This window comes from Alcanivorax sp. NBRC 101098 (assembly GCF_001010505.1).
In the GTDB taxonomy this organism is placed as follows: Bacteria; Pseudomonadota; Gammaproteobacteria; order Pseudomonadales; family Alcanivoracaceae; genus Alcanivorax; species Alcanivorax borkumensis.
Genome location: NZ_AP014613.1, coordinates 535,001 through 552,599 on the forward strand (window position 1 = coordinate 535,001; position 17,599 = coordinate 552,599).

Here is a 17,599-nt window from a genome sequence, read left to right on the forward strand (position 1 = left end):
ATGCCTACCGGGCGTTGGTTGTCCCGGGGAAAGGCTGTAGGCTGAGGTGTTAGGCAAATCCGGCACCTTAAGGCTGAGAGTCGAGACCACTGGTCCTTTGTGACCGGGAAGTGGTTGATGCCATGCTTCCAGGAAAATCTTCTAAGCTTCAGGTTATAAGGAACCGTACCCCAAACCGACACAGGTGGTTGGGATGAGTATTCTAAGGCGCTTGAGAGAACTCGGGTGAAGGAACTAGGCAAAGTGGTACCGTAACTTCGGGAGAAGGTACGCCGCTGAAGGTGATGAGACTTGCTCTCTGAGCTATCGGCGGTCGCAGTGAAAAGGCCCCTGCAACTGTTTATTAAAAACACAGCACTCTGCAAACGCGTAAGCGGACGTATAGGGTGTGACGCCTGCCCGGTGCCGGAAGGTTAATTGATGGGGTTAGCTTCGGCGAAGCTCTTGATCGAAGCCCCGGTAAACGGCGGCCGTAACTATAACGGTCCTAAGGTAGCGAAATTCCTTGTCGGGTAAGTTCCGACCTGCACGAATGGCGTAATGATGGGGGCGCTGTCTCCACCCGAGACTCAGTGAAATCGAAATCGCAGTGAAGATGCTGTGTACCCGCGGCTAGACGGAAAGACCCCGTGAACCTTTACTATAGCTTCACAGTGGACTTTGAACCTGTTTGTGTAGGATAGCTGGGAGACTTTGAAGCAGTGACGCTAGTTACTGTGGAGTCGTCCTTGAAATACCAGCCTGGCATGTTTGAGGTTCTAACCTAGGTCCCTTATCGGGATCGGGGACATTGTGTGGTGGGTAGTTTGACTGGGGCGGTCTCCTCCCAAAGAGTAACGGAGGAGCACAAAGGTACCCTCAGCACGGTCGGACATCGTGCAACGAGCGTAAAGGTAGAAGGGTGCTTGACTGCGAGACTTACAAGTCGAGCAGGTGCGAAAGCAGGTCTTAGTGATCCGGTGGTTCTGTATGGAAGGGCCATCGCTCAACGGATAAAAGGTACTCCGGGGATAACAGGCTGATACCGCCCAAGAGTTCATATCGACGGCGGTGTTTGGCACCTCGATGTCGGCTCATCTCATCCTGGGGCTGAAGCCGGTCCCAAGGGTATGGCTGTTCGCCATTTAAAGAGGTACGCGAGCTGGGTTTAGAACGTCGTGAGACAGTTCGGTCCCTATCTGCCGTGGGCGTTGGAGATTTGAGAGGAGCTGCTCCTAGTACGAGAGGACCGGAGTGGACGAACCTCTGGTGTTCCGGTTGTCACGCCAGTGGCATTGCCGGGTAGCTACGTTCGGACGGGATAACCGCTGAAAGCATCTAAGCGGGAAGCCTCCCTCAAGATGAGATCTCCCTGGGAACTTGATTCCCCTGAAGGGCCGTTGAAGACCACAACGTTGATAGGCTGGGTGTGGAAGCGTTGTAAGGCGTGAAGCTAACCAGTACTAATTGCCCGTGAGGCTTGACTATATAACACCAAAGCAGTTACTCGGCTTATCGCCAGGTAACGCAAAGATACGGTGTGAGAGATAACTAACCTTGCAGTTGAATAGCAAACTTCTCGTTACCCAATTTGGCTTTGCCGGTGTGCAGTATTTACCTAGGTAAAACACCGGGAAGGCAACCTATTTGGTCCTCCTGATTTAATCAGGAAAACCAAACCAGATTGCCTGACGACCATAGAGTATTGGAACCACCTGATCCCATGCCGAACTCAGAAGTGAAACAGTACATCGCCGATGGTAGTGTGGGGCTTCCCCATGCGAGAGTAGGTCATCGTCAGGCTCTTAAATACAGAAAAACCCTCGTCGCGTCAGTGGCGGGGGTTTTTTTATTGGCGCCTGTCCGGGCAGCCTAAAATCAAATTATAACTATCGATGCAAGCCCCACCCGAATCACTCAATCGTCACCAGTGCTTTAGGCGCTCCCCAACCGTTCTTGTCACGCTCTGTTTGTAGGCTATCCTCAGCGGAGGGCCCGCATACCTATAGATGCCATTCCTAGCGGGCTTTTATATCCTGCTTCAAACATGCCTTCTCGCGTCGCCCTCGTAGCTTAGCCGGAGCAGTAATGATTACCCTGTAATCACTCTGCCAACATCGCCCGGCATTATTCGCTTACCTTCAATGCCGGGAGTCTTCGTCATGCTGTTGTATATCGCCATTGTTATCTCTGTTCTTGCGTTAGTTATCTATCGCTATCGTAAGCTGATGTACCACTTTCGTGTGGTGGAACGGAGAAAACTTTACCGTAGCGGAACCTTGGGGCCTATCGGTATACGAATCATGCATCGTATTTTGGGCGTTAACACAATTGTTAATCTACGCCTTGAGTCGGAGTACAGTAAAAACGGTTGGTACTTTAAACAGTTGGATTATTGTCGCCGGCATGGAGTGAAGCTTGTGAATATCCCCATGGCGCAGGATACACCGCCAACTGAGGCTCAAATTGTGGCATTTATTGAAGAGTTGGGTCGGGCAGACAGCCGCTGCTTGGTGCATTGTGAGATGGGGGTGATTCGTACAGGGATGATGGTGGTAGCAGTGGCGACTCGCTGTTATGGGGTAACCGAGATGGCGGTATGGCAGCACTTTCCACTATATGGCCACAAACTAGATAGACGGCGACAAAAGGTCCGAGAGTTTATTCAGCTCTGTGGCCGTGCGCACAAGGCTTCAGCCTAACAGTGGACAGCCCTCGGGCAGGTAAAGGCGCAGCGCATTGCGAATGGCTTGAATCTGAAAAGTTGTATTCTGAATTGGTTCACCATCCAGGTTCAGGTTCATGGGCGTTGGAGTTTCAATTTTCATTTCGCTAAGTCGGGTACGAACAAAAAGCCCTTCTTGGTCGGGATCTTGTCGCGCTTCACTGTCGAACAGCTCTTTCACTCCAGCGAGTAGATCCATGTCTGCGGGCAGGATGGCGACATCGAAGAGCCCATCGTTGACCAGGGCGTCTGGACACAGGCGTTGCCCACCTCCGGCTTGCCGGCCATTGCCTAGGCCGAGAGCCAGAAAATCACCTTCCCATTCAAAATCCTCTCCTTTGAAGTGACCTTTGGCGGATTCAATTTCCGAAAACCGAGTTAGGCCGGTAAGCAAGTAGGCTGCACCGCCAAGCATTTTTTTCAACTCTTCGGACGTTTGTGTGGTGACCTCTGTGCCGAAACCGCCGGTGGCCATGTTGAGAAAATAATGGTTATTTACTCGGATTACATCACACGGCTGAGCAGGCCTATTAAGCAATGACAAGGCGTCGGCGGGCTCCTCCGAAACTTCTGCAGCCGTGGCAAAGTCGTTGGCCGTGCCGAGCGGGATAATCGCTAGTTCCAGTTCGCTATTACCGTTTTCCATCAGTGCTTGGGTGATGTCACGTACCGAGCCGTCTCCGCCGCCGGCAATAATCGTTTTGAAGCCGTTATCGAGCGCTTCGCGGACATAGCGTTCCGCGTCGCCCCCCTCCCACGTTACGCGGACGGCTAACTCATGGCCCTGGTTACGCCAGTCAATGACCGCATTGCGAACGGACTGGTTGTCGGCCTGCTTGCCGTGAAGGATAAGTAAGGCTTTCTTGCTCATGGGGAGAACTCTGTCGTTGACTGGTGCCATAGAATAAAGCATGCGGCTGCTTTGATGCAGGACCAGGATAAGTAAGTTAACAATCCTTGATGGTTAGCGATTGTTTGCTATTTGATGTGTCTATCGATGCTATTTATCAAGAGCTTTATGCTATGCGAATGGAGTGAGGCATGATGGGCTTCAATTGGAGGGTATGTCATGACTAAGACAATTAGTTTCGGAGTAATGCATATTTCAGTGGCGTTCTTGGTCGTTTGGGCCATGACAGGTGACTGGCGTATTGGTGGTTTGACGGCTTTGGTTGAGCCTTGTGTGAATACCGTGGCCTACCACTTTCATGAAAAAATCTGGAAGACTAACAAGAAGGCTGACCCTGCCCCGGTGAGCGGAGCGATTATGGTTTAGGATAAACTCAATGTTTACTCTGCTAGGGCCGTTAGTTAAGCTACCGAAGGCTATAGATTTTAAGGGGCGTCACGTGCAGAGACCAAGCAGCGACATAGATGCGATTCGCCAGGTGGTGAATCAAGTGTTGGAAGTTCATGCCCTCGAAGAAGGAGGGCAGCGCTCTCAGGCTCGGGCTGAAATTCTGATTCACTCAATGCAGGTGTTTGCTATTCGTGGGCTCCAGCGAACCACGGTACAGCATTTGTTAGATGCCTCTAATGTATCTCGACGCACGTTCTACAAATACTTTCGCAACAAGATGGATGTGCTGGAAAGCATCTATCGTATCTTTGTGGATAATATGATGCTGCATTTTCACAGAGAGGTGAAGCAGGCCTCATCTGTGAACGATATCATTCGTAATACCACTAAGGTTTATTTTGATCACCATGTGAGTATGGGCCCGGTAATCAAGTTGATGATGGAGGAGGCTCGCTCTTCTGATTCAGCTCTGGCGCCTCACCGCATCCGTGCCCAAACCTTGGCATCTGAAGTCCTAGCTGTTCAGATTAACCGTTATACGGGGAAGGATTACGAGCCGTTAGTTTTCCTGACAGTGTTGTGGATGTTAGAGAACTACTCACTCTATATTTTCGACGATGGCGGCTTTTCCCAGCAGCGACTGGACCTGTGCTTGCGGGTCGCGGTGGGTGTGACTGAATCCTTGGTGCTGGGAAAGGCTGCGCCAAGCATGTTGGAGCGCCCCGCGTAGTAAGACTCCGGTTGGATTGGTTCAATGCTCCGGCTTGAGAAACTTCAGTGTCATCCGGTCACTTTCCCCGATTGCTTCATAGGTTTCCCTGTCCTTGTCGCCGAGTCGTAGAGTGGGGGGAAGTGTCCAGACTCCGGCAGGGTGGTTGATCTGATCCTTCGGGTTGGCATTGATCTCTGATCGATCCACCAGTGTAAAACCGGCCTTCTCGGCAAGGGCGATGACATACCCCTCGCTCATATATCCCGTTTCGATTTGCCTTTCCAGTGGGCGTACTTCTGGTGCCCGATGTTCCACTACGCCCAGCACTCCGCCCGGCTTGAGAGCCTTGTAAAAGCTTTTGAAGGCGGCTTCCCCCTTGCCGGATTTTGCCCAGTTATGCACGTTGCGGAAAGTGAGAACCCGGTCGACTGTGCCTGCTGGGGAAATGTCATTGTAGACAGGGGGATAAAGGTGGGTAATGCGAACCTTGTTGTAAATCTCGTCCTGCTTGGCCAGGCGGGTTTTAAACTGGATCAGTGAACGTTGGTAAAACGGGATGTTGCTATCCGGCGGAAATTGGGCAGCATAATAAGTGCCATTGTCGCGCAGATAAGGCGCCAGAATGGCGGTATACCACCCCTTTGAGCCAGGCCAGATTTCCACCACGGCCATGTCGGCTTCTACGTTGAAAAAGCGAAGGGTCTTGGCCGGGTGGCGGTAAGAGTCACGGGCCTTTTCCGCTGACGTGCGGTGGGGAGCGTCAAGAGTATCGTCCAAGCTGTCGGCCTGGGTGTATGCAACGCATAGCGGGGAAAAAGCCAGAACCGCAGCTAGAACAAACGTGATGCGCATGATTTCTCCTATGATGTCACGGGTCAACACGCGTTCCTGTGATCTGCGGTTTGTTATTCGAAGCTCCTCTCTGCTGTGAGTGTTCGCTCACGGTAGGTGGCTCCGGCCATCCAGTTCACTATTATCAGCATCGTATCGCGAGTGGGCAGAGCAACGAAATAGCCTTCTTTATAACGTTCGCTTAAAAAACATCGGCAAAGGGTGCGTTTGGTTCCATAAACTAGGTGCTGGCGCAGGTTCGTCGGCCGCGCCAAGGGCAGGCAATACTATACTGATTAGCTCAGAGGGAGGGCGCGCAGCTGGTCTTCGGTTCCCTTCTACGAGCGGTAGCGGTAGTGCTTCCTAGGAGGCAAGCAGCGTATAGATGGTGGTTTTGTCTAGATCGGCTCGATTGCGATGGTATCCACTTCCGCCCTGCGGAAGCCTTCGCTGGCGAAGGCTTCCTGTGCGCAGGTGAGAAGAAGATGCAGCGTAATCGCCATAATGGCGGGCTTTACAGGTACTTGATTTTTTCCAGCTGCTCTTCAAGCTTGGCCAGTTGTGAACGATAGTCGTCCAGTTTGGCTTTTTCCTTGTCTACCACGGCCTGTGGCGCTTTATCGACAAACTTAGGATTCTTTAATTTACCTTCGGCGCGGCCCACTTCCTTGCGTAGTTTCTCGATTTCCTTAGAAAGACGCTCGATCTCTGCTTCCTTGTCGATCAGCCCGGCCATGGGGACCAAAATTTCCATGTCGCCGACTAGGGCGGTGGCAGAGGCGGGGGCGGAATCCTCTGCGGTCAGCCAGGTAATGGATTCCAGTTTGGCCAGTTTGCAGAGGAAGACTCGGTTGGCGTCCAGCAGGGCCTTGTCGGAGTCTTTACCATTATGCAGATAAATCGGCAGTGCCTTGCCTAGTGGAATGCCCATCTCACCACGGATGTTACGTACCGCGCTAATAACCGCTTTTACCCATTCTGCACCGGTTTCCGCATTGGTATCGATTTTGGCGGGTTCGCTGGCCGGGAAGGGCTGTAACATGATGGTGTCGGTTTTTTCGCCTTTACCTGCCGCCGACGCCTTGCCCGCCAGTGGTCCGACTTTTTGCCAGATTTCTTCAGTGATGAATGGCATAAAGGGGTGGGCCATGCGAAGGATGGCTTCCAGTACGGTCACTAGGGTGCGGCGTGTGCCGCGTTTTTGGGCATCGGAATACTCGTCACCCCACAGTACCGGCTTGGATAGCTCGAGATACCAATCGCAGTATTCGTTCCAGATGAATTCATAGGCGGCGTGGCTGGCCACGTCGAAACGGAAGCTGTCTAGTGCTTCGCTGACTTCCAGTTCGGCCCGCTGTAAGGCGGAGATAATCCAACGGTCTGCCAGAGATAGTTCCACTTCGCTATCGGTGTCGATGCCGCAGTCTTCCCCTTCGGTATTCATCATTACATAGCGGGCTGCATTCCAGATTTTGTTACAGAAATTCCGGTAGCCTTCTATGCGGCCCATGTCCCACTTGATGTCCCGGCCAGTGGAAGCGAGAGACAGGAAGGTAAAACGCAGAGCGTCGGTGCCGTAGGGGTTGATGCCGTCAGGGAAGTCTTTGTTAGTGCGCTTGGTGATTTGTTTTTCTTTCTGCGGCTGCATCAGGCCCTTGGTGCGCTTGTCGATCAGCGCATCTAGGGTGATCCCGTCAATCATGTCCAGCGGATCAAGCACGTTGCCTTTCGACTTGGACATTTTCTGGCCGTCATTGTCGCGGACCAGACCATGAACATAGACCTTCTTGAAAGGCACTTGGTCGGTGAACTTCAGAGTCATCATTATCATCCGGGCAACCCAGAAGAAAATAATGTCGAAGCCGGTTACCAGTACATCGGTGGGATGAAAGGTGCGCAGGGCGTCAGTGTCATCCGGCCAGCCCAGAGTGGAGAAGGTCCACAGGGCGGAACTGAACCAGGTATCTAGGACATCGTCATCCTGGCTCAGGGGGGTATCGCCTAGGTTATTTTCTGCTCGGACCTCTTCTTCGTCGCGGCCCACATAGACGTTGCCGTCGGCATCGTACCAGGCGGGGATGCGATGGCCCCACCACAGTTGGCGGGAGATACACCAGTCCTGCAGATCGCGCATCCAGGAGAAGTACATGTTCTCATAGTTTTTGGGGACGAACTGGATGTCGCCATTTTCCACGGCGGCAATGGCCGGTTTGGCCAGCTCTTCTACGGCGACAAACCACTGGTCGGTCAGGTAGGGTTCGATAACCACACCGGAACGATCACCACGGGGCACCTGTAGGGTGTGGTCGTCCACTTTTTCCAGCAGCCCTAAGGCATCTAGATCGTCTACTACTTTTTTGCGGGCCTCTACACGGTCCAAGCCGCGATAGCCTTCCGGCACTTCGTCATTCAGCGCGGCATCGATGGTCAGGATATTGATCATCGGCAGGTCGTGGCGCTTACCCACTTCGTAATCGTTGAAGTCGTGGGCCGGGGTGATTTTCACGCAGCCGGAGCCGAAGTCCGGGTCTACGTAGTCATCGGCAATAATAGGGATATTGCGGTCAGCTAGCGGCAGGCGAATGCTCTTACCGATCATGTCCTTGTAGCGTGGGTCTTGCGGATGAACGGCTACGGCGGTATCACCGAGCATGGTTTCCGGGCGTGTAGTGGCGACCACCAGGTGCCCGGAGCCATCAGACAGCGGATAGCGGAAGTGCCACATGTGGCCTTGCTCTTCCACGTTCTCCACTTCTAGGTCGGAGATGGCGGTGTGCAGGGCTGGATCCCAATTGACCAGCCGCTTGCCGCGGTAAATCAAGCCTTCCTTGTGCAGACGGACAAACACTTCGCGCACGGCGTTAGACAGACCGTCGTCCATGGTGAAGCGTTCACGAGTCCAGTCTACGCTGGCGCCCATGCGACGCAGCTGGCGGGTAATAGTGCCGCCGGATTCCCTTTTCCATTCCCAGACCTTGTCCAGAAATTTCTCACGGCCTAGCTCGTGACGGTTGGTGCCTTCGCCGGCCAATTTGCGTTCTACCACCATTTGGGTGGCGATGCCGGCGTGGTCGGTGCCCACCTGCCAGAGGGTGTTGCGGCCCTGCATGCGGCGGTAGCGGACCAAGGTATCCATAATGGTGTCTTGGAAGGCGTGGCCCATGTGCAAGCTGCCGGTCACATTGGGGGGCGGGATCATGATGCAGAACGGGTCACCCTGGCCGCTCGGCTTGAAATGACCGGCTTGTTCCCAGTTTTCGTACCAAGACTGCTCAATGCGATCGGGTTGGTAGGTTTTGTCCATGATCACCGCTTCTAACCAGAAAAAATGAGGGCGAATTATAGCGAAGCGGGGCGGGTTCGTCGCGGGTTGTAGGAAAACCCCTTACCTAGGCTGCCAGACGCCTGAAAAGAAAAACGCTTGCCCCCAGAAAGTTTGTAGAGCGATTAGCCTCTGGCATTCCTTCGCAGGGCGGCGCGCAGCTTCAAACGTAGGGCTTTTTCCAGCTTGGGCAGGGCCTCGGCCACTAGTTCATCAATGGCGTTATCAATGTCACGGTTGGTCAACGTTGGGCGTGCTGTTGCTGTTGTTTGCTGAGCGGGAGTGGAAATCGATGGCCCACTGAGGGTGGGGGCGTGTTGGTTAGCGGTGCGGTCTAAGAACGGGTTGGTCCGTTCGCTGGCAAGCTGCCGTATTCGTTGAGCCTCCGGCGGGGTTGCCTCTGCAGATGCTTGTAGCAGCGGCGGCTCAGCATCGTCCAGCAAGGACTGGACATCATCCAGTTCTTTGAGCAAGGCGTGCTTTGCCGTTTCCTTGTTGTCGCTCATAGCCGTGTTGCTCGCAGTAGTGGTCAGCCAAGTTCATGGGTGGTGACGGGGAAGCCTCGGTCCCGGTAGAAACGAAAACGTTCCCGGCCCTGTTGTCGTTCGGCTTCATCGCCGCTGATCATTTCGGCCACCCGCTGAAAGCGGGAGGAAAAGTCGGGCACTCCATCGCTCAGGTTGATCAGTACATCGTGCTGATGGCCTGGGTCGTCACCGAATCCGAGTAATACCGGAGCCTGACCTTCACTGCTTAGTGCGTGGGGCAAGAAGCCTGTTGGGGGAGATTGCCAGAATTGCGCGTCCAGCTGCCGTGCATGGGCCTCATTTTGGCAATGCACATAGACTTGCCGGCCCTGTTTCAGCGCTTTATCGGCAATCCGCCAAGCCAGAGCCTGGCGAACGCCCTCCCCGACTTTACTGCTGAGATAGAAAGTGACTTCAGTCATAGGTAAAAGCCTAGCGGCTGACGCCAAACGCCTGACGCATAGTGTTGTGCCAGGCGTTCGGTGCCTAGCATTAGGCGTTGTCCATCAAATACCGTGTAAGCATAGGCACAGGGCGACCGGTGGCGCCTTTGCTCATGCCGCCGCTGATCCAGGCGGTGCCGGCGATATCCAGATGCGCCCATTTTACTTCTTTGGTGAAGCGGGAGAGGAAGCAGGCGGCGGTGATGGAGCCTGCTTTGGGGCCGCCAATGTTTTGCATGTCGGCAAAGGGGCTGTCCAGCTGGCCCTGGTACTCATCCCACAGGGGCATCGGCCAGCCGCGGTCGCCGGTTTCTTTACCCGCGGCGAGCAGAGCTTCGCTGAGGTCATCGTCGTTGGAGTAGACTGCCTGGGCGTGGGCGCCGAGGGCGACAACGCAAGCGCCGGTCAGGGTGGCGATGTCGATGACTGTGTGTGGTTTGTGTTTTTGCTGCACGTAGGTCAACGCGTCGCACAGTACCAGTCGACCTTCAGCATCGGTATTGAGAATTTCCACGGTCTGGCCGGATAGGGTTTTGACGATATCTCCCGGGCGAGCGGCGCGGCCATCGGGCATGTTTTCCGCCGCTGCCACGACGGCAACTAGATGGATAGGCAGGTCCAGTTCGCACACAGTTTTTACTGAGCCGAAAACACTGGCAGCGCCGCCCATGTCATATTTCATCTCATCCATGGTGGCGCCGGGCTTTAGAGAAATGCCGCCGGTATCGAAGGTGATCCCTTTGCCGACCAGGGCAACCGGGCCTTGCTTGGTGGGTTTGGCGCCCTTGTATTCCATCACAATGATTTGGCCCTGGCGTTCGGAGCCTTTGGCTACCGCGTGGAAGGCTCCCATGCCCATTTTTTCTGCCTGAGCCTGGCTCAATACTTTCACCGTAAGCTTTTCATATTCTTTGCCCAGATCCCGAGCTACCCCGCTCAGATATTCCGGGTAGCAATCGTTGGGAGGCAAATTGCCCAAATCTCGAGCTACGTTGACCCCAAGGCCCACGGCTTTGCCTGTTTTGTGTGCTTTCGTAAGGGTAGTGTCCTTCTCGGCATGCCAGAAGGTCAGTTTGGCTAGGTTGCTGGCCGGTGCCGGCTTGCTACGGTAGTTGTCGAAACGGTAGGTGCTTTCTTCTACTACACGGCTGCCTTCGCGGACTTGCCACTCCAGTGTTTGTGTGTGTGTGTCATCAAGCAGCCACATAGCCTGCTTAACCGGAGAGCTGGCCAAGGTTTTGGTGGCCTTGTGTACCAATGAGAGCCAGCCTTGGTCGCTGAGTGGGCTATCACCGGTGCCGACCAGCAGCAGGCGGTCAGCGTTAAGGTCTTGGGGCGCGTGCAACCAAACAAGCTGCCCCTTGCTAGCATTGAAATCGCCGGCCTTGGTGAACTGACTAATTTGCTCGCGAGTGGCGGAGGGCAAGGCCTGAGGAAGGTCATTTTTTTTGCCTAGCAATACCACTAGCGCATCTGCTTTGCTTTTCTCCAAGGGCCTGTTGCTTACTGCGAAGTCCATGCTTTCTCCAAATTGATAAAAGGGTGGGGCGCGATTCACCCGATAAATAAAGGAAATAGTGGGCCGTCACGCAAGGAAACGCAATCTGCGAAGGAGCCCAGGCGACCACCTAATTGAAAGGGAATTATCACCTTTGTCTAGCTCTCAGTTACACTAGGCGGCATTCACTGCTGCCGCAGGCGTTTTTGCCCGGCGGTGTGTGCCGCGCTGCGGGCCACCTGCCTGCCTTTATTCTGCTCGGCACGTTTTGCAGACAGCAATGAGTGGGCCTTCCTTTGATTCTTCATCGATATATTAACCGGCAAGTGTTTATGACCACAGTGCTGGTCACCTTTATTCTAGTAATGGTGCTGGTCAGTGGCCGCTTTATCAAATATTTAGCAGAGGCCGCCGCCGGTCAAATCGCTGCCGATGCTTTGTTCCTAGTGATGGCATTCCGAATGCCGGAATTTCTGCAAATGATCGTTCCCTTAAGTTTGTATGTCGCCCTGTTGTTGGTGTTGGGGCGTATGCACATGGATAACGAAATGGTGGTGTTACAGGCCGGAGGGCAGGGCAATGGCCGTGTGGTGCGCTCGTTGGTGGTGCCCATATTGATGGCCACCATGCTGGTAGGCATGTTTTCACTCTATGTGACCCCGCGGGGGGACGCAGAAGTAAACCGGATTTTTGAAGAACAAAAGGACCGGTCGGTGCTGGAATTGCTCACCCCGGGCCGTTTTCACGTAAAAGGCTCCAGTGATTCCCAGCGTGCTACTTACGCGGAGCATTTGAACCGGGAAAAAGGCGTGCTGGAAAATGTGTTTGTGGCCGATGCGCGTTTTGAAAGCCAAGGTGGGGCAGGAAGGTTGTTAACTGTCTGGGCGAAAAGCGGCAAGCTGGTGGTGGAAGATGGCATCAGTTATCTGCTGCTGACCGATGGTCTTCAGTATCAGGGTAAGCCCGGGCAGCTGGATTATAAGGAAGTGGGATTCAAGGAAGCCCGGGTTCGTATTGGTGGCGAAAAAACCGATAGTCGTCCGCCCAAGGTGCGTGGCCGCTCCACCCAAGAATTGATGGAGCAGCAGGCCGACAACAAAGAGGCACTGGCTGAACTGCAGTGGCGCATCTCGCTAATCCTCACCGTTCCGATCATGGCATTGGCGGCGATCCCCTTGGCGAGGGTTAATCCCCGACAAGGGCGTTTCTATCGATTAATTCCGGCCGTATTAGGTTACATGCTTTATGTGGGCATGTTGCTGGTATGCCGCAGTGCCATTGAAGATCACAAGGGGGTGCTGCCCTGGTACTTGAGCATGGTCTGGATCCATGTGAGTGCGGGGCTAGTTGTCTTCCTCCTTTATTTCGGCGCTCGCCTATTCCGGCGGAGGGCGCGCCCATGAAATTGCTCAAGCGTTACTTTTGGCGGGCGGTGATGATTCCGACCTTGGCCATTCTGTTTATTATCGTCGGGCTGGATTGTTTGTTCGGCTTTATCTATGAACTAGAGTTCCTGCGGGGCAACTATCAGGTGATGGAGGCCTTGCAGTTTATTCTGACCACCACACCGCGACGATTTTACGAATACATGCCTATGGCGATTCTGTTAGGCACCCTGATTGGTTTGAGCTTACTAGCGAACAGTGGTGAACTGTCGGTGATTCGAGCGGCGGGCGTGTCTACCCTGAAGGTGAGCTGGCTGGTGCTGCGTCCGGTGTTGGTGCTGATCATCTTGTCTATTCCGCTGGGTGAATATCTCACCCCCTATAGTGAGCAGGTGGCGCAGAGTAATCGTTCCATGGCCGAGGGGGGCGGTGAAGCCTTGCGCTCCAAATACGGCTATTGGCACAGGGAAGGGCCGGAGTTTATTCATATCAATGCGGTGCAGCCCAATGGGGTGTTGCACGGTTTGACCCGTTACCGTTTCAGCGATGGGCAGAAGCTGACGGAAACCCAGTACGTGAATCGGGCTATCTATCAGGGAGAATCCTGGTCATTGGAAGGTATTCAAGGCACCCGGTTGTTTGCTGATCATGTCGAGACTTACCAGAAAGATCAGGGGGAATGGCAAACGGAGCTGACCCCGCAGTTGCTGAGTATTGTGGTGCTTAAGCCCGACAACTTGGCGTTAGTGAAGTTGCTGGAATATACCCGTTATCTGAAACGGCAAGGTTTGGAAACGGCAGACTACATGCTCAGTTTCTGGCAGAAACTGTTCATGCCATTGGCGACTATCGGCATGGTGCTAATCGCTATTTCTTTTGTGTTCGGCCCCCTTCGAGAAGTGACCATGGGGTTGCGATTGACGGCAGGCATCGTGGCTGGGCTGATTTTCCACTACGGCCAGCAATTCTTTGGCCAACTGTCGCTGGTATTTCATACTGACCCGTTGCTAGCCGCTATTCTTCCCCCGTCATTGTGTTTGGTGCTGGGGATCTGGTTGTTGCAGCGAGTGCGTTGATGTGACCGGCTAGCGGGCACCTGGCCACATGGATGTGCCCACGCAGGGGCCAATGAACGATGCGCCACCCCTGTGATCATGTGATCTATCACTTCATCGATAATGACGACTAGCTGAAACTGGAGCATGCTCGCTTTGCGGTTGACCAGCGGTTGCGTGCATTCGATGCTGGCGGAGCCCGCGTTGCATCCCCTGTGAATTGAGGATGCCAATGTCGCTGTCCTTCACAAAGTTGGCCTCAATTCAGGCCGTCGGGATGACGTGATGGCAATCAAAATTGCGTTCGATGAATGTAAAGGCTGGAAAAGCTGTGAAGGGCTGGTATACTCGCGCCCCACTGCCAGAGTGGTGGAATTGGTAGACACGACGGATTCAAAATCCGTTGCCTTCACGGGCGTGCCGGTTCAAGTCCGGCCTCTGGTACCAAACAATAAAAAAGCCCGCTTCTAGCGGGCTTTTTTATGTCGGGCGTTTCTGGCCCTCGCTAGCTCAAACAGTCTGCCCAGGAGAGCGTCATGACCGACTATGCCCCGCCCGCTGGTTTGCTTAAACGCTTGATGGCGTTGGTCTATGATGGCTTTCTGGTGTTGGCCTTGTGGTTTGTGACCACGGGTATCTTCGTGTTGGTCTATCCTAAAACAGGGTTGCCAATGGAAGATATAAACGGTGTCACCCGCGCAGCACCGGACTATCTGAAGGGGATCCTGCTGCCCCTGTTGTTGGTGGAAACCTGGTTGTTCTACGCCTGGTTCTGGATGCGCGGAGGACAAACCCTGGGGATGCGAGCCTGGCGGCTGCAGGTGCGCGATTACCGTGGCGGTCCGGTGAAGTTCTGGCAAACCCTGGCACGTTTCTTGGGCGCTTGCCTCTCTTGGAGCTTATTCGGGGCTGGCTATCTGGTGGTGCTGATTGCGCCGCATCAAGCGCTGCACGATCGCTTGTCTGCTACGGCGACGGTGCAGTTACCGAAAAAGTCCAAAACCTGACTGCCTTCTTCATCAAAAATTTAGTAGGGATTACTGAGAAGGTTATGAGCGCTCTAGGTGAATTTTGCGCTTTCTGTAGTGGATACAGGTATTTTTTCCCGGCCGGATAGCGAGTATCCTTGCGGCCCCTTTAATTTCCGTGCCGGTACAGTACGTGAATGTCGACGATTTTGATTTTGAGCTCCCCGACAGGTTAATCGCCCGTCACCCGCCTGCGCAACGCCGTGATGCGCGTTTGTTGGCGCTTACCTGCGATGCGCTTGAGCATCAGCAGTTTCCTGATTTGCTCTCCCATGTGCACCCCGGTGATCTATTGATCTTCAACGATACCCGCGTCATTCCTGCCCGGTTGTTTGGCCAGAAGGAAAGTGGCGGCAAGGTAGAAGTGTTGATAGAGCGAGTGGTGGATGATCATGAAGCGCTTGCCCACGTGCGCGCCTCCAAGTCACCGAAACCCGGTAGCTGGTTGGAATTTGCTAAAGGCATTCGTGCCCAGGTAACAGGGCGCCGGGGTGCTCTGTTTATCCTGCACTTCTCGTTGCCAGGAAACGGCTGTGACACTCTTCTGAGCGCATTGGAACTGATTGGCCATGTGCCACTGCCTCCCTATATCGACCGCCCAGATGAGGACGGTGATATGGAACGCTACCAAACGGTGTATGCTCGCGAGCCGGGGGCTGTTGCGGCTCCGACGGCCGGTCTGCATTTTGATGATGCGATGCTGGCGGCTTTGGAACAGCGCGGGGTTGATATCGGTTTTGTCACTCTTCATGTGGGCGCAGGGACGTTTCAGCCGGTGCGTGTGGATAAAGTGGAAGACCACCATATGCACAGTGAGCGTTACCAGATTCCCGGTTCGCTAGTGGAGCAGGTGGCCCAGGCTCATGCTCGGGGCGGTCGAGTGGTGGCGGTAGGCACTACTGCGCTGCGTGCGCTGGAAGCGGCCAGTCAGTCAGGTGGTTTGCACGCTGGTCAGGGTGAAACGGATATCTTTATTTTTCCTGGTTACCGGTTCCGCTTGGTGGATGCTTTGGTGACCAACTTTCATTTGCCTAAATCGACACTGCTGATGCTGATTAGTGCGTTCGCCGGCCGAGATCGGATCATGGGCGCCTACCGGGCGGCCATTGAGGCCCAATACCGGTTTTTCAGTTATGGCGATGCCATGTTTATTGAGGGAACGCAGCCGGCATCACGCAATACCCAGCACGTGAAAAGCGGAGCTGACGAATGACCAAGATTTCCTTTTTTGGCGTGCTGCGTATTGCGTGGCGCATGCAAGTGAGCGCTTATCCATGTCCCGAATGACGTTCAAGCTCAGCACCACCGACGGTGCTGCCCGCCGTGGTGAAATTACGTTTCCCCGCGGCACCATTCAAACGCCGGCCTTTATGCCGGTAGGCACCTATGGCACGGTGAAAAGCATGCTGCCTAGGGATCTTGCCGATACTGGCGCCGAGATTTGTCTGGGAAACACCTTCCATTTGATGCTGCGCCCGGGCACTGAAGTCATTGAGGCTCACGGTTCCTTGCATGGCTTTATGCAGTGGGACAAACCGATCTTGACGGATTCCGGCGGCTTTCAGGTGTTCAGCCTTGGTGAGATGCGCAAGATTTCCGAGCAGGGCGTGGTGTTCAGAAACCCTATCAATGGTGACAAGGTTGAACTGAGCCCGGAAAAAGCCATGCAGGTACAGCGCTCGCTGGGCAGCGATATCTGCATGATCTTTGATGAATGCACTCCTTTCCCGGCCACTGAAAAACAGGCCCGTGATTCCATGGAGCTGTCCCTGCGCTGGGCGAAGCGCTCAAAAGACGCCCATGAAGGCAATGATGCCGCCTGTTTCGGTATCGTGCAGGGTGGCATGTATGATGATCTGCGCCGCGAATCCCTGGCCGGGCTGGTGGATATTGGCTTTGACGGCTACGCGGTAGGTGGCTTGAGTGTGGGCGAGCCCCAGAACGAGATGTTACGAACGCTGGGTAATCTGACCCCGCATATGCCGGAAGACCACCCCCGTTACTTGATGGGCGTGGGTAAGCCGGATGATATTGTTGAGGCGGTACGCCGGGGGGTGGACATGTTTGATTGCGTGATGCCTACCCGCAATGCCCGCAATGGCCACCTGTTCATCGCCGAAGGGGTGGTGAAAATTCGGAATGCCCGGCACCGCCATGATCTGGCTCCTCTGGAGGCAGAGTGTGACTGTTATACCTGCCAGAATTTCTCCCGCAGCTATTTGCACCATCTGGATCGGTGCAATGAAATGCTGGGCTCCCAGCTCAATACTATCCATAACCTGCGGTATTACCAGCGGTTGATGGCTGGATTGCGGGGGGCCATTGAAGGGGGTACATTGTCCGCCTTTGTGGACGACTTTTATGCAGCCCGAGGTCAACAAACCCCGGCGCTGTAGCTATTTATTGATTGGAGTAATTAATGAACATCGCAATGCGTTCCCTGTTGGCCCTGATGGCTGCGGCCATGGTTTCTCCGGCGTTTGCAGCTCCTGCTGCCCCTGCTGGCCCGGGCGGTGTAGAGCTAATCATGCTGGTAGTGATGATGGTGGTTTTCTATTTCTTCCTGATTCGTCCCCAGCAGAAGCGTGCCAAGGAACACAAAAACTTGGTCCAAAGCTTGAGTAAGGGTGATGAAGTAGTGACCAGTGGCGGTATTCTGGGCAAAGTGGCGAAAGTTACCGATGATTTTGTAGTGGTAGAAATCAGCAACAACCTGGAAATTAAACTGCAGAAAAGCAGCGTTCAGGCGACCCTGCCCAAAGGCACGATTAAATCGATCTAGAAGAACAGCCGC

At 54.2% G+C, this 17,599-nt stretch carries 15 protein-coding genes, 1 tRNA gene and 2 rRNA genes (1 of these 18 only partly in view); 12 read left to right on the forward strand and 6 right to left on the reverse strand.

Features of this window, described 5'->3' with window-relative positions; genetic code table 11:
* The 3 genes from AS19_RS02530 to AS19_RS02540 all read left to right on the forward strand — a co-directional run.
* Positions 1 to 1,467: ribosomal RNA gene (locus tag AS19_RS02530) — 23S ribosomal RNA — on the forward strand (it extends 1,424 nt beyond the left edge of the window).
* Between the two features lie 199 nt (positions 1,468 to 1,666).
* Positions 1,667 to 1,782, forward strand: a 5S ribosomal RNA gene (gene rrf, locus AS19_RS02535).
* A 359-nt stretch (positions 1,783 to 2,141) separates the two neighbouring features.
* Entirely contained in the window at positions 2,142 to 2,681 is a 540-nt protein-coding gene (locus tag AS19_RS02540; protein ID WP_011587773.1) for a tyrosine-protein phosphatase, read from the forward strand.
* Here the strand turns inward: AS19_RS02540 and yegS are convergent.
* On the reverse strand, positions 2,673 to 3,575 hold the full coding sequence (gene yegS, locus AS19_RS02545; RefSeq protein WP_035460457.1) for a lipid kinase YegS: 903 nt from the start codon (positions 3,573 to 3,575) through the stop codon (positions 2,673 to 2,675). The two genes, AS19_RS02540 and yegS, sit on opposite strands and share 9 nt — an antisense overlap.
* A gap of 198 nt (positions 3,576 to 3,773) precedes the next feature.
* Here yegS and AS19_RS02550 point away from each other — a divergent pair, with 198 nt between their 5' ends.
* Both AS19_RS02550 and AS19_RS02555 read left to right on the forward strand, forming a co-directional pair.
* Entirely contained in the window at positions 3,774 to 3,980 is a 207-nt protein-coding gene (locus AS19_RS02550) for a DUF2061 domain-containing protein (RefSeq protein WP_011587775.1), read from the forward strand.
* A gap of 73 nt (positions 3,981 to 4,053) precedes the next feature.
* Positions 4,054 to 4,734 carry a TetR/AcrR family transcriptional regulator gene (locus AS19_RS02555; RefSeq protein ID WP_035460458.1) on the forward strand — a complete coding sequence of 227 codons (681 nt, stop codon included), beginning with the start codon at positions 4,054 to 4,056 and terminating at the stop codon, positions 4,732 to 4,734.
* Between the two features lie 21 nt (positions 4,735 to 4,755).
* Here AS19_RS02555 and AS19_RS02560 read toward each other — a convergent pair whose 3' ends face one another.
* The 5 genes from AS19_RS02560 to AS19_RS02580 all read right to left on the reverse strand — a co-directional run bounded on the left by AS19_RS02560 (position 4,756) and on the right by AS19_RS02580 (position 11,358).
* Positions 4,756 to 5,568, reverse strand: a complete 813-nt coding sequence (locus AS19_RS02560) for a class I SAM-dependent methyltransferase (protein ID WP_046961669.1) — start codon at positions 5,566 to 5,568, stop codon at positions 4,756 to 4,758.
* Positions 5,569 to 6,061: 493 nt separating this feature from the next.
* On the reverse strand, positions 6,062 to 8,851 hold the full coding sequence (locus AS19_RS02565) for a valine--tRNA ligase (protein ID WP_041704831.1): 2,790 nt from the start codon (positions 8,849 to 8,851) through the stop codon (positions 6,062 to 6,064).
* A 143-nt stretch (positions 8,852 to 8,994) separates the two neighbouring features.
* Positions 8,995 to 9,375 (reverse strand): hypothetical protein, encoded by a 381-nt coding sequence (locus AS19_RS02570; protein WP_011587779.1) that lies wholly within the window; start codon positions 9,373 to 9,375, stop codon positions 8,995 to 8,997.
* 23 nt (positions 9,376 to 9,398) lie between these two features.
* The gene (locus tag AS19_RS02575) at positions 9,399 to 9,818 is read right to left on the reverse strand and encodes a DNA polymerase III subunit chi (RefSeq protein WP_035460462.1); all 420 of its coding nucleotides are present in this window, start codon (positions 9,816 to 9,818) and stop codon (positions 9,399 to 9,401) included.
* A gap of 70 nt (positions 9,819 to 9,888) precedes the next feature.
* Positions 9,889 to 11,358: a leucyl aminopeptidase gene (locus tag AS19_RS02580; protein ID WP_011587781.1), complete on the reverse strand. Its 1,470-nt coding sequence runs from the start codon at positions 11,356 to 11,358 to the stop codon at positions 9,889 to 9,891.
* Between the two features lie 263 nt (positions 11,359 to 11,621).
* Here AS19_RS02580 and lptF point away from each other — a divergent pair, with 263 nt between their 5' ends.
* The 7 genes from lptF (at position 11,622) to yajC (ending at position 17,587) form a co-directional block, all read left to right on the forward strand.
* A complete protein-coding gene (gene lptF, locus AS19_RS02585; RefSeq protein ID WP_101235016.1) occupies positions 11,622 to 12,740 on the forward strand; it encodes an LPS export ABC transporter permease LptF in 1,119 nt (372 codons plus the stop codon).
* Entirely contained in the window at positions 12,737 to 13,798 is a 1,062-nt protein-coding gene (lptG, locus tag AS19_RS02590; RefSeq protein ID WP_011587783.1) for an LPS export ABC transporter permease LptG, read from the forward strand. The genes lptF and lptG overlap by 4 nt, the downstream gene beginning before the upstream one ends.
* Positions 13,799 to 14,137: 339 nt before the next feature.
* Positions 14,138 to 14,224, forward strand: a tRNA-Leu gene (locus tag AS19_RS02595).
* A gap of 89 nt (positions 14,225 to 14,313) precedes the next feature.
* Positions 14,314 to 14,784: an RDD family protein gene (locus AS19_RS02600; RefSeq protein WP_011587785.1), complete on the forward strand. Its 471-nt coding sequence runs from the start codon at positions 14,314 to 14,316 to the stop codon at positions 14,782 to 14,784.
* 154 nt (positions 14,785 to 14,938) lie between these two features.
* Positions 14,939 to 16,018, forward strand: a complete 1,080-nt coding sequence (queA, locus tag AS19_RS02605; RefSeq protein ID WP_011587786.1) for a tRNA preQ1(34) S-adenosylmethionine ribosyltransferase-isomerase QueA — start codon at positions 14,939 to 14,941, stop codon at positions 16,016 to 16,018.
* Between the two features lie 70 nt (positions 16,019 to 16,088).
* Positions 16,089 to 17,201 carry a tRNA guanosine(34) transglycosylase Tgt gene (gene tgt / locus AS19_RS02610; protein ID WP_035460537.1) on the forward strand — a complete coding sequence of 371 codons (1,113 nt, stop codon included), beginning with the start codon at positions 16,089 to 16,091 and terminating at the stop codon, positions 17,199 to 17,201.
* A 23-nt stretch (positions 17,202 to 17,224) separates the two neighbouring features.
* The gene (gene yajC / locus AS19_RS02615; protein ID WP_011587788.1) at positions 17,225 to 17,587 is read left to right on the forward strand and encodes a preprotein translocase subunit YajC; all 363 of its coding nucleotides are present in this window, start codon (positions 17,225 to 17,227) and stop codon (positions 17,585 to 17,587) included.
* Positions 17,588 to 17,599 lie beyond the last annotated feature (12 nt).

Bases quoted from the DNA above. Each gene is read 5' to 3' on its own strand.
- AS19_RS02540 (WP_011587773.1), top strand. From the start codon at position 2,142: ATGCTGTTGTATATCGCCATTGTTATCTCTGTTCTTGCGTTAGTTATC.
- yegS (WP_035460457.1), bottom strand. From the start codon at position 3,575: ATGAGCAAGAAAGCCTTACTTATCCTTCACGGCAAGCAGGCCGACAAC.
- AS19_RS02550 (WP_011587775.1), top strand. From the start codon at position 3,774: ATGACTAAGACAATTAGTTTCGGAGTAATGCATATTTCAGTGGCGTTC.
- AS19_RS02560 (WP_046961669.1), bottom strand. From the start codon at position 5,568: ATGCGCATCACGTTTGTTCTAGCTGCGGTTCTGGCTTTTTCCCCGCTA.
- AS19_RS02565 (WP_041704831.1), bottom strand. From the start codon at position 8,851: ATGGACAAAACCTACCAACCCGATCGCATTGAGCAGTCTTGGTACGAA.
- AS19_RS02570 (WP_011587779.1), bottom strand. From the start codon at position 9,375: ATGAGCGACAACAAGGAAACGGCAAAGCACGCCTTGCTCAAAGAACTG.
- AS19_RS02575 (WP_035460462.1), bottom strand. From the start codon at position 9,818: ATGACTGAAGTCACTTTCTATCTCAGCAGTAAAGTCGGGGAGGGCGTT.
- AS19_RS02580 (WP_011587781.1), bottom strand. From the start codon at position 11,358: ATGGACTTCGCAGTAAGCAACAGGCCCTTGGAGAAAAGCAAAGCAGAT.
- lptG (WP_011587783.1), top strand. From the start codon at position 12,737: ATGAAATTGCTCAAGCGTTACTTTTGGCGGGCGGTGATGATTCCGACC.
- AS19_RS02600 (WP_011587785.1), top strand. From the start codon at position 14,314: ATGACCGACTATGCCCCGCCCGCTGGTTTGCTTAAACGCTTGATGGCG.
- tgt (WP_035460537.1), top strand. From the start codon at position 16,089: ATGACGTTCAAGCTCAGCACCACCGACGGTGCTGCCCGCCGTGGTGAA.
- yajC (WP_011587788.1), top strand. From the start codon at position 17,225: ATGAACATCGCAATGCGTTCCCTGTTGGCCCTGATGGCTGCGGCCATG.